This is a genomic window from Roseiarcus sp., assembly GCF_049514155.1.
Classification (GTDB): Bacteria; Pseudomonadota; Alphaproteobacteria; order Rhizobiales; family Beijerinckiaceae; genus Roseiarcus.
On record NZ_JBEKVH010000141.1, the window covers coordinates 1 to 9,722 of the forward strand.

General features: G+C 68.4%; 6 protein-coding genes and 1 pseudogene. 1 reads left to right on the forward strand and 6 read right to left on the reverse strand.

Annotated features, from left to right (window positions below):
- The 5 genes and pseudogenes from ABSF49_RS16945 to ABSF49_RS16965 all read right to left on the reverse strand — a co-directional run.
- Nucleotides 1-815, reverse strand: a pseudogene (locus ABSF49_RS16945) (sensor histidine kinase); the annotation flags it as partial.
- A gap of 176 nt (nucleotides 816-991) precedes the next feature.
- The gene (locus ABSF49_RS16950) at nucleotides 992-1,768 is read right to left on the reverse strand and encodes a universal stress protein (protein WP_424113829.1); all 777 of its coding nucleotides are present in this window, start codon (nucleotides 1,766-1,768) and stop codon (nucleotides 992-994) included.
- 244 nt (nucleotides 1,769-2,012) lie between these two features.
- Nucleotides 2,013-2,561 carry a hypothetical protein gene (locus ABSF49_RS16955; RefSeq protein ID WP_424113830.1) on the reverse strand — a complete coding sequence of 183 codons (549 nt, stop codon included), beginning with the start codon at nucleotides 2,559-2,561 and terminating at the stop codon, nucleotides 2,013-2,015.
- A gap of 295 nt (nucleotides 2,562-2,856) precedes the next feature.
- The gene (locus tag ABSF49_RS16960; RefSeq protein WP_424113831.1) at nucleotides 2,857-4,266 is read right to left on the reverse strand and encodes a M23 family metallopeptidase; all 1,410 of its coding nucleotides are present in this window, start codon (nucleotides 4,264-4,266) and stop codon (nucleotides 2,857-2,859) included.
- 64 nt (nucleotides 4,267-4,330) lie between these two features.
- Nucleotides 4,331-4,822, reverse strand: coding sequence for a peroxiredoxin (locus ABSF49_RS16965; RefSeq protein ID WP_424113832.1), 492 nt, complete (start codon nucleotides 4,820-4,822; stop codon nucleotides 4,331-4,333).
- 224 nt (nucleotides 4,823-5,046) lie between these two features.
- Between ABSF49_RS16965 and ABSF49_RS16970 the strand changes: the two genes are divergently transcribed.
- Nucleotides 5,047-8,511, forward strand: coding sequence for a YhdP family protein (locus tag ABSF49_RS16970; RefSeq protein WP_424113833.1), 3,465 nt, complete (start codon nucleotides 5,047-5,049; stop codon nucleotides 8,509-8,511).
- 9 nt (nucleotides 8,512-8,520) lie between these two features.
- Here ABSF49_RS16970 and tyrS read toward each other — a convergent pair.
- Nucleotides 8,521-9,722: tyrosine--tRNA ligase (gene tyrS, locus ABSF49_RS16975; protein ID WP_424113834.1), on the reverse strand; the 1,202-nt coding region annotated here is incomplete at its 5' end.

The following is a 9,722-nucleotide window of genomic DNA, read 5'->3' on the forward strand; positions in this document are numbered from 1 at the left end:
TGCGAAACTTGCGCCGCCGGGACCGCGAATTCCTGGTGCGCCTTTACGGGGCGCTGGCCCGCTTCGCTGTGCGCGAGGGCGGCGCGGTCGGCCTCGCGCTCTTCGGCTGGCGCGGGCGGCGCGCCGACGCCCACGCCTGCGTCTGCCGGGGCGGCCTCGACGCCGCTCATGTACCGCGCCCAGACGATCAGCACGCGGCCGAGCCACGCCGACATCAACAGCATGAAACCGAGCAGGGCGCTGAGGCCGAAGCGAAGCTGATCGAAATAGGGGACGGCCTCGACCCGGGTCATCGCCCACGCCGTGAGGCGAGGAATCGGGCCGGAGAGCGGGCAAGCGTGCAGCAGCAGGGTTTGCTTCCCCGCGGCGGACTGGCGATCGACCGCCCGCCCGTCTCGCGCGGCCTCGTCGCTCACGGCTTGGATGGAGTCGCGCTCGGCCGCGGGCAGATCGTTCTTGGGACCGGTTCCCTCATAGGTCGGGAACGCATACGCGAGCGATCCCGCCTCCTTCTGCCAGACGCCGCCCTCGACCCCGTTGCGCCCCGCCAAGGCGAGACGGACGACGGTCGCGAGATCGAGACGAAGCTTCTGATCCGAGAGCGCCGGCGCCGCCTCCGACCACTTGCCCGCGTAGGCGCCGTAACCGTCCTGAATAAGGCCGCATGCTTTCGCGATGTCCGCCTCGGCGCGGCCGACCTGGGCCGCGGTCGACTGCCGATAAAGCTGCGCCAGCAGCAGCCCGACCGCGAGGCACGCGACAAGCGAAAGAGCCCAAAGGCTAAAAAGGCGCAATCGGAGGCTGGTCTTGCTCACGGGGTCGCGTGCCCGATGGAAAGGTTACGGGGTTGCAGGGAGCCTGCTGGCGCAGCCTGAGCCTTCAGGCCATCATCGAGATTGCATCAGAGCCAATTCGTGTTGTCGATACAGAGTGAAGCGGCAAAGCTGTAACCGGCGTGCAACTGAAGAGGGAAATTGACGCCTCGGCGGCCTTAGTGGGCCACGAAAATGGGCACCGTCGGCTGCCGCATCATATCGGTGCTGACGCCGCCGAAGAGGCTCTCAAACAAGCGTGAATGGCCGAAGGCGCCGGCGACGATGAGGTCGGCGTTCTGGGTGTCAAGGCTGGCGAACAGCGCTTCCAGCGCCGACATCTCGCCGGTGTTGGGCCAGTCGGAATTCTTGGCGACGACGTCGTGGCGCAGAAGATGATCGGCCAGCATTTCCGAGGTCGCGCGCAACGCGCTCTCGCGCGCCGAGAAGGTGAAGATCGTGACTTTCTTCGCCTTGACGAGCAGCGGCATCGCGTCATGGACGGCGCGGATCGCCTCGCGGCTGGCGTTCCAGGCGATGACGATGTTCTCGCCGACCGGCGACAGCTTCCAGTCATTGGGTAGCGTCAACACCGGCGCGCCTGAGGCGAGCAGCGTCCCCTCGGGGATCTCGGAGCGGATCAGCTCGAGCGCCTCGCCCTCCGGCCGTGGGACGATAATCAGATCGACGCAATTGCCGTATTCGCCGTCCATCGCGGACGCGGCGCTCGTGCCGACGAACCGGCCGACGAGCTTCGCCTCCTTGATCGCCGCTTCGAATTCCACGCCGATGCGCGACGCCCTTTCGCCCCAGGCGCCGCTAAGCGCCGCTTCCGAACTCGCGTCGACGCCAGTCAGGCGCGCCCCATGAGCCTGCGCCATCGCGACCGCGAGACGCAGGCGGTCCTGCGCCGCATCGGTCGGATCGAGATAGACCAGAATGTCCTTGTACGCCATGACCCGCTCCCGTTTCCTACCCCCGACAACCGCCGGCGCAGGCTCCTCTGTTATCTTGGGTTTAGAAACGCGCCAGCGTCGGAAAATACTCAGGGATCCGGAGGCTCGAAGGTCTTCCCTGCCAGCGCGCCGCGAAATCGGTCGGACAGAGGCGCGTTTTCACTCGACCTCCGCCGTTAGCCGACGAGCGGCGCCGGGAACCAAGCGTCAGATTTGGCGCGGACCGGCGCGCCGCCTAACACTGTTATTGAAGCAATTGCGCTGGGTGGGGTGAATTCGTGTTGCCGATACACATCATGTTGCGCTTGGCGACATGAACCGCGATTCTGTTGAGAGGGCTCTGGCGCAAGCGGAGAGACATGTCGCAGAAGGCAAAGCCATCCTTGCTCGCCAGCGAGCTGCGATCGCAGCCTCGGAACTGATCGGAGGCAACGTCGCTCGTTTCAAAGAGTTTTTGTCTGTCTTTGAAGACAGCCAACGTGTGCATGTTGCCGATCGAGATCGGCTGCGGAAAGATTTGGAAGACGCCTTGCGGTCCTAAAGGCGAGAGGCGCGCCGCCGACGTCGTCGGCAAAGCCGTCAAAGTCATGTGCGGTCGCGACGGGCAAGGAAACCGAGATTGCTTGGCGCGCCAGTCGGAACTGCGCCTCAGCGCCGTCGCAAAGTCGACGGCTCCGGCAAGGCGGCGGTTGGCGGCGTCGATCAGCTCCAAGAGATCGCGGTCGTTGCGTTCGCTGGCGCCCGTGATGTGCAGGTCGCCGAAATGCAGCCGGCTCAGGACCGCGGTCTTCAATGCCGGCGCCTCGCCCCGCGCATCGGCCAGTTTCGTAGGCGCCATTGAAAGGATTTGGCAGACTCGGAAAACACGCAGGGCTCTTTGGGCGCCCCGATGTCGATGGATGGGCGCCGAGGGAGCGTGAACAGAAAGCGCCGCGCCGGCGTTGCGTCCGCTTTCGGGCGCCCCTGCATTGGCGCGAGACGGCGTAGTGGGCGCAAAGCGGCCGCCGCGACTGCGTCGACTCAAAGCCGTTTCCCGCTCCGAGCCGCGGGCGAAAAGCCTACGATTTCATCTACCGGATCGCCTGACGTCAGAGCGGCGTCCCAAACAGCGGCGCGCCGGCGGCGAGGAAGCGTTCGGGATCGACCGGCTCGCCGTCGACCCGAACCTCGTAGTGCAGGTGCGGGCCGGTCGAACGGCCGGTCGAGCCGAGACGGCCGAGCAGCGCGCCCGCCGGCACCTCCTGGGCCTCCGCAACCAGGATTTCCGACAGATGGCCGTAGCGGGTCACGAGGCCGTTGCCGTGATCGATCTCCACCATGTCGCCGTAGCCGCCCATCGGTCCGGCATGCGTCACCCGCCCGCCGGCGGTCGCGTGAATTTCGCTGCCGTAATCCTGAACCAGGTCGACGCCCGGATGCAGCTCCGGCCGGCCGAGGAATGGATCAGTGCGGTAACCGAACGGCGACGAGACGAAGGCCTCGCCGATCAGCGGCGCGCGCACCGGCAGGATCGGCAGCAATCGGGTCAGGCGGTCGGCTTCGGCGACGTCGCGCGCCGCGCCGGCGAGCGCCTTGTCGAAGGCGGGCGCAGCGGGATCGACGGTGAGCGGAATGAACGGGCCGCCGACGCCGCCCTTGGCGGCGGGCGCAACGAGCGTATCGGCGGCGAGCCCGGCGCGCGTCACCACGGCGGAAAGCCTGGCTGCGCCGGCGCGCGCGTCGGCTGCAATCTCGCCGAGCGCCGTCGCCTGTCGCCGCTCCATGCGATCGAGCGAGACGGAAATCAGGCTCAGCCGCGCCGCAGCGCCAAGGTCGGAATTGTCGGCGGCGGCGAGGAGGTCGGCGCCGACGGCGCGCTCTGCTGCGGCCTGCGGCCCCGGGATCGGTTGCGGGCGCGCTTCGTCGATCGGCCGCGGCTTCTGCGGGCCCGCCGCGGCGATCGGCGCGACCGGCGCGAAGGCGCTGGCGGCGGGGCCGATCACGCTGTCGGCCGGGGCGAGCGGGCTGGCGGCGCCGATCGCCGACAAGGCTGAGCGGGCCGGCTTGGCTGCGGCGACGGCGGACGCATGCGCGGGCGGTTCGGCGGCGGCGAGGCTGCGCGTCGTCTGGTCGGCGAGCGCGGCCACGATCGCGCCGCGCTGCTCGAGCCGCGCCTGGCGCGACAGCAGCTCGTGCAGCTTGCCCTCGAACGAGCTTTGATCGAGCAACTGCCGGCCGGCGACCCGGTCGAGCTCGGCGCGCGCTTCGGCGATGCGGTCTTCGTAGGCGTATTGCTGTTCCGCCTCGCGCGTGGCGAGCGCGGCGAGCATGTCGTCGTGAAAAACGAGGTAGACCGTCGTCAGACTCGCCCAGACCAGCGTCAGGACGGCGAAGGCCGCAAGCGGCCACAGGACGAGCGGACGCACAGCCACCGTGCGAATGGCGTCGCCGCGAGCGTGGGAAAAGTAGAATTGCGTTCTGACCTTGGCCGGTCGTGAACGCTGATCTCGCAACGACATGCGCCAACACACTCCGACCCCGGGGGATCGGGGTCATCAGGCGAGCGATTACAGCCGATTAGGGTTAATGGTTGGCAAATGCGGCCCGCGCCGCCGTGACTGCCGCCAGGACCTCTTCGGCGTGGCCGGGCACTTTCACCTTCCGCCACAGGCGGCCGATGCGGCCTTCGGGGTCGACGATCGCGGTCGTCCGTTCGACCCCCATGTATTTGCGCCCATACATGATCTTCTCTTTCCACACGCCATAGGCCTCGAGGACCGCGCGGCTCTCGTCGGCGGCGAGCGTCAGCGTCAGGCCGTGCTTGCGCTTGAACTTATCGTGACGCTTGACGCTGTCGGGCGAAACGCCGACCAGCGCGGCGCCGGCCGCGGCGAAGCGCGGCGCGAGCCGGTTGAAGTCGAGCGCTTCGGCGGTGCAGCCGGACGTATCGTCCTTGGGGTAGAAGAACAGAACGACGAATTGGCCGCGCAAGTCCTCGAGCCGAACGCCGCCGCCGGCGTCGGTTGGCAGATCGAAATCCGGCGCCAGGTCGCCAACGTCCAAATTTGGGGGCATTTCGTCCTCGTTTAGGCCAATTTCATCGTCAACGTGCTGCGTCGAAGCCGCCGCGCGGCTTGGGGCAGATTGACCCACGTCTTCTGTGGGTTCAAGAGCTTAACGGTCGGGACGAATCCCGGTGGGCGGGCGAGGCCGCTCGCTGGCCGCGTGCGGCGAAAAGGGCCGCAGCGGCGGCCCGTCCCGCCGAAAGGCGGACTTAAGCGAGTGGAGACCTGCGGGGTTTGATCGGCGGCATCGACGCAACGACGCGGTCCAAGGCGCGAGCCGCAATCCGGCGCCTGCTGCACAGCGGCGGAGGCGCGTCGCTGCGACGTCCGCGCCAACCGCTGTTCGGACGGCGCGGACGCCGCGTCGCCATCGGCGCCGTCCTTGTCGCCGTTCTCGTCGTCGCAGCGACGATCGGCGGACTCGCCTCGTTGCTCGCCTGGGGTCCGATCAACCTCGAATTCCTCAATCCGCGCATCGCCAGCAGCCTCCAGGAGCGGCTTGGTCCGCGCTACGTCGTTTCGATCGGCCCCACCTCGCTGATGCGCGGCGACGGCGGCGTCGCGCTCGGCTTCGGCGGCATCGCCATTCGCGATTCCGCCGGCCGCCCGGTGCTCTCGGCGCCCAGCGGTCGGGTCGGGCTCGACGTCTGGTCGCTGTTGAAGTTGGAGATCAAGGTTCACCGGCTCGAACTCGACGGCCTCGACCTGAGGTTGTGGGTGCGACCCGATGGCGCGCTGTCGATCGCCGCCGCCGCCGACGCCGACGCCGCGACGATCGACCTGCCGGCGCCGCTTCCGCCCGGCGCCGAATCGACGGCGGGTCCCGATTTCGGACTGGTCGCGATCGGCCTGATCGACGCGATGACCGGCGCCAGCCAATCGCTCGATCGGGTCGCGCTCGCCCACGGCCATCTCGAAGTGCTCAACGAAGCGCTCGGCAAGCGAACGGTGTACGACGATTTTCAGCTGTCGTTCGCCAAGATCGGCGAGACGGCGTCGATCTCGGTCGGAGCGAAGGGGCCACAGGGGCGCTGGAGCGTCGAAGCGCAGGCGCGCGGCGGCCCGGAGCGGATGGTGTCGCTGACGGCGCACGATCTCGACTTCGACGACATTCGGCTGTTCAACGCCAACCGACCGCCGTTCGAGGCCGACATGCCGATCTCGCTGCGTCTCGAAGCGAAGCTCGGCGCCAATTCGGCGATCGAGGCGATGCAGGGCCGCTTCACCTTGGGCGCCGGCTATTTCAAGCTCGACGACCCCGATCACGAGCCGTTCTTCATCGACGAGGCGACCGGCGACATGGCCTGGGACCCGGCGGCGCGCCGCTATCGTTTCGACAATCTGCAACTTCTTTCGGGCGGGACCCACGTCTACGCGTCCGGTTGGGCATCGCCGCCGACGCATGCGCAGCCGGCCTGGATCAGCCATTTCGAGTCCGCCGACACGGCGTTCGCGCCGGAGCGCCCAGGCGAAAAGTCGATCACGATCCAACAGGCGACGTTCGACGCCCATTATTACGCCGGCCAAGGGCGGCTGGTGCTGGACGGGCTGGCGGTGCGCGGCCCGACCGTCAACGGCTCGGCGACCGCCGAAATGGCGACGGTTCCGGGCGGCGCCACGTTCAAGTTCAACCTGCAGCTCGGGCCGAGCGCGGTCGTCGACGTGTTGCGGCTGTGGCCGAGCTTCATCAACCCCGACGCGCGCGCCTGGTGCATCCAGAACATCCACGGCGGCCAGCTTGTGTCCGCCTCGATGAACGTCGATTGGGACGCGGCCGCCTTCGATCTCGCCGCGCACAAGCAGGCGGTGCCGGCCGACAGCGTGCTCGGCGCGATGACGGCGCGCGACGTCGTCGTCGACATGATGCCCGGCCTGCCGCCGCTGACGGCCGCCGAAGCCAGCGCGCGCGTCACCGGTCGGGTGTTTTCGGCCAGCGCCAAGACCGGCGTGGTCGAGCTCTCGCCGACCCGGCGCATCCAGGCCACGGACATCGTGTATGAAGTCCCCGACACGTCCCCCGCCGCGGTCGTGCCGGCGAAGGCGGGCGCCCATCTGCAGGGCGGCGCCGACGCGCTCGTCGACCTGCTCGGCCGCGACGCGCTCAAGCGCTACGCCGGCTTCACCCTCGATCCTGCTCTGGTCAAAGGACAATTCGAGGGCGACTTGGCGATCGACCTCAAGCTCGGCAAGAGCGTGCGGCCGGAGGACCAGCAGTTCCGCGCCAATGGGACGCTCGCCAACCTGCGCGTCGACAAGTTCCTCGCCAACGAGCGACTGGAGCAGGCCGCGCTGTCCGTCGACGCCCGCCAGAGCGCGACGAAGATCGTGGGCCAAGGCCAGATCTACGGCGTTCCGGTGACGATCGATGCGACCAAGGGCGCGACCGACGAGGGCGCGATCACGCTTGCTCTCACGCTCGACGGCCCCGCCCGCGCCAGGCTCGGCGTTCCCGTCGCCACGATGCTGAGCGGGCCGACGCCGGTCCGCTTGAAAGCGCCGCTGTCGAAATCAGGCGCCGAGGTCGAGATCGATCTCACCCGCGCTTCGATCGACAGCCCGCAGACGGGTCCGCTGAAGCCGGCGGGCAAGCCGGGCAAAGCGAGTTTCAGCCTGAAGCCGGACGCCGACGGCATCGCCGTGTCGTCGATTGTCGTCGACGCCGGCGGCGTCGCCATGCGCGGTTCGGCCGAATTCGCCGCCGACGGCGCGCTCGTTTCGGGCAAGCTCAGCCAATTGCGTCTGTCCGCCGCCGATGAATTGCGCGTCGATGTCCAAGACTCGCCCAACGCGCTGAAAGCGACGGTGCGCGGCGCGACGCTCGACGCGCGGGCGCTGATCAAGGGCTTCCTCGGCGCGGGCGGGCCGCCCGGCGCCGGCAAGGACATCGACGTCGACGTCAAGATCGCTAACGTCATCGGCGCCAACGGCCAGCCGCTCAAGGACCTCGAAATGAGCGGAGTCTGGCGCGGCGCGATGCGGGCGATGGAGGCCAAGGCGCGCATCGGCGAAGGAACCTTGTCGGCGCAACAGGACGACCAAGGCGTATTGCGCGCGCGCGTCACCGACGCCGGCGCGCTGGCGCGCTTCCTCGACATCTACCCCCGCATGGAAGGCGGCACGCTCGACCTGACGCTGCAACAGAACGCCGAGGGCGAGGAGGGCGTCGCCAACATCGCCGATTTCGTGCTGCGCGACGAGCCGGCGCTGCGCCAACTCGCGGCGGCAGGGCAGGCGCCGGGCGAAGCCGGCGTCGCGGCAGGGCCGGCGCTCGACTCGAGTGCGGTGCGCTTCGACAAGTTGTCGGGCGCCTTCACCCGCACGCCTGGCCGCCTGGCGTTGCGCGAGGCGCTGATCTTCAACAGAAACGTCGGCCTGACAACCGAAGGCTATCTCGACTTCGCCCACGATCACGTCGATCTCAACGGCACCTATGTGCCGGCCTATCAGGTCAACAGCCTCGTCACCCACATTCCGGTCTTTGGTCCGCTGCTCGGCGGCGGACGACACGAGGGGCTCTTCGGCGTCAATTACCGCATCGTCGGCCCGGCCAGCGGACCGACGCTCTACGTCAATCCGCTGTCGGCGATGACGCCGGGATTCCTGCGCAAGGTCTTCGGCGCGGTCGACGGCACGACGCCGGCGCTCGTCGCCCCGACCGACACGGTCGGCCAGAGCCGCGGCGTCGGGTCGATCCGCTAGGCGGCCGCTTCAGACGGCGCGCAGCAGCACGTGCTTCTTGCGGCCGAGCGACAGCTTGACCACGCCGGAAGCCTGCAGCGCCTCGCGGCCGATCACCGCGCGTTCGTCGTCAAGCGCGACGTCGTTGATCCTGAGCGCGCCGCCGCGAATCTGGCGACGCGCTTCGCCGGTCGAACCGACGAGTCCGGCGCGCACGAACGCGGTGAGCGCGCCAAGGCCCGCCTCGAATTCCGCCGCCGCGACGTCGACGGTCGGCAGCGACTCGGCGAGCGCGCCTTCTTCGAAGGTCTGTCGCGCGGTCGCCGCCGCCGCTTCGGCCGCCTCGCGCCCGTGCAGCAGCGCGGTCGCCTCGTTGGCGAGGACTTTCTTCGCCTCGTTGATCTCCGCCCCGCCGAGCGCCTCGAGACGCGCGATCTCGTCGAGCGGCAGCAGCGTGAACAGCTTGAGGAAGCGGGCGACGTCGGCGTCCTCGCTGTTGCGCCAGAACTGCCAGTAGTCGTAGGGGGCGAGCATCGAAGCGTCGAGCCAGACGGCGCCGGCGGCAGTCTTGCCCATCTTGGCGCCGGAAGCCGTGGTGATCAACGGCGAGGTCAGCGCGTAGAGCTGCTCGGTCCCCATGCGGCGGCCGAGGTCGAGGCCGGTGACGATGTTGCCCCACTGGTCGGAGCCGCCCATCTGCAGCGCGCAGCCGTAGCGGCGGTTGAGTTCGACGAAATCGTAAGCTTGCAGACACATGTAGTTGAATTCAAGGAACGAAAGTTCGTGCTCGCGGCCGAGCCGGAGCTTCACCGAATCCATCGCCAGCATGCGGTTGACCGAGAAGTGACGGCCGACGTCGCGCAGGAATTCGATGTAGTTGAGCGTCGCCAGCCATTCGGCGTTGTCGGGCATCGCGGCGTCGGTCCTGCCGTCGCCGAACGCGATGAAGCGGTCGAAGACCTTGCGAATGCCGGCCTTGTTGGCCGCGATCTGCTCGACGCTCAGCAGCTTGCGCGATTCGTCCTTGCCCGACGGATCGCCGACCATGGTCGTGCCGCCGCCCATCAGCGCCAGCGGCTTGCCGCCGCTCTGCTGCAGCCAGCGCAGCATCATGATCTGCAGCAGCGAGCCGACGTGGAGCGACGGCGCGGTGCAGTCGAAGCCGATATAGGCGACCAGCGATCCGCTCAGCGCTTTCGCGTCGAGGCCGGCGAAGTCCGAGCACTGGTGGA

Excerpts from the sequence above, each read along its gene's own strand:
- ABSF49_RS16960 (WP_424113831.1), bottom strand. The coding sequence starts at position 4,266 with ATGTCGTTGCGAGATCAGCGTTCACGACCGGCCAAGGTCAGAACGCAA.
- ABSF49_RS16950 (WP_424113829.1), bottom strand. The coding sequence starts at position 1,768 with ATGGCGTACAAGGACATTCTGGTCTATCTCGATCCGACCGATGCGGCG.
- ABSF49_RS16965 (WP_424113832.1), bottom strand. The coding sequence starts at position 4,822 with ATGCCCCCAAATTTGGACGTTGGCGACCTGGCGCCGGATTTCGATCTG.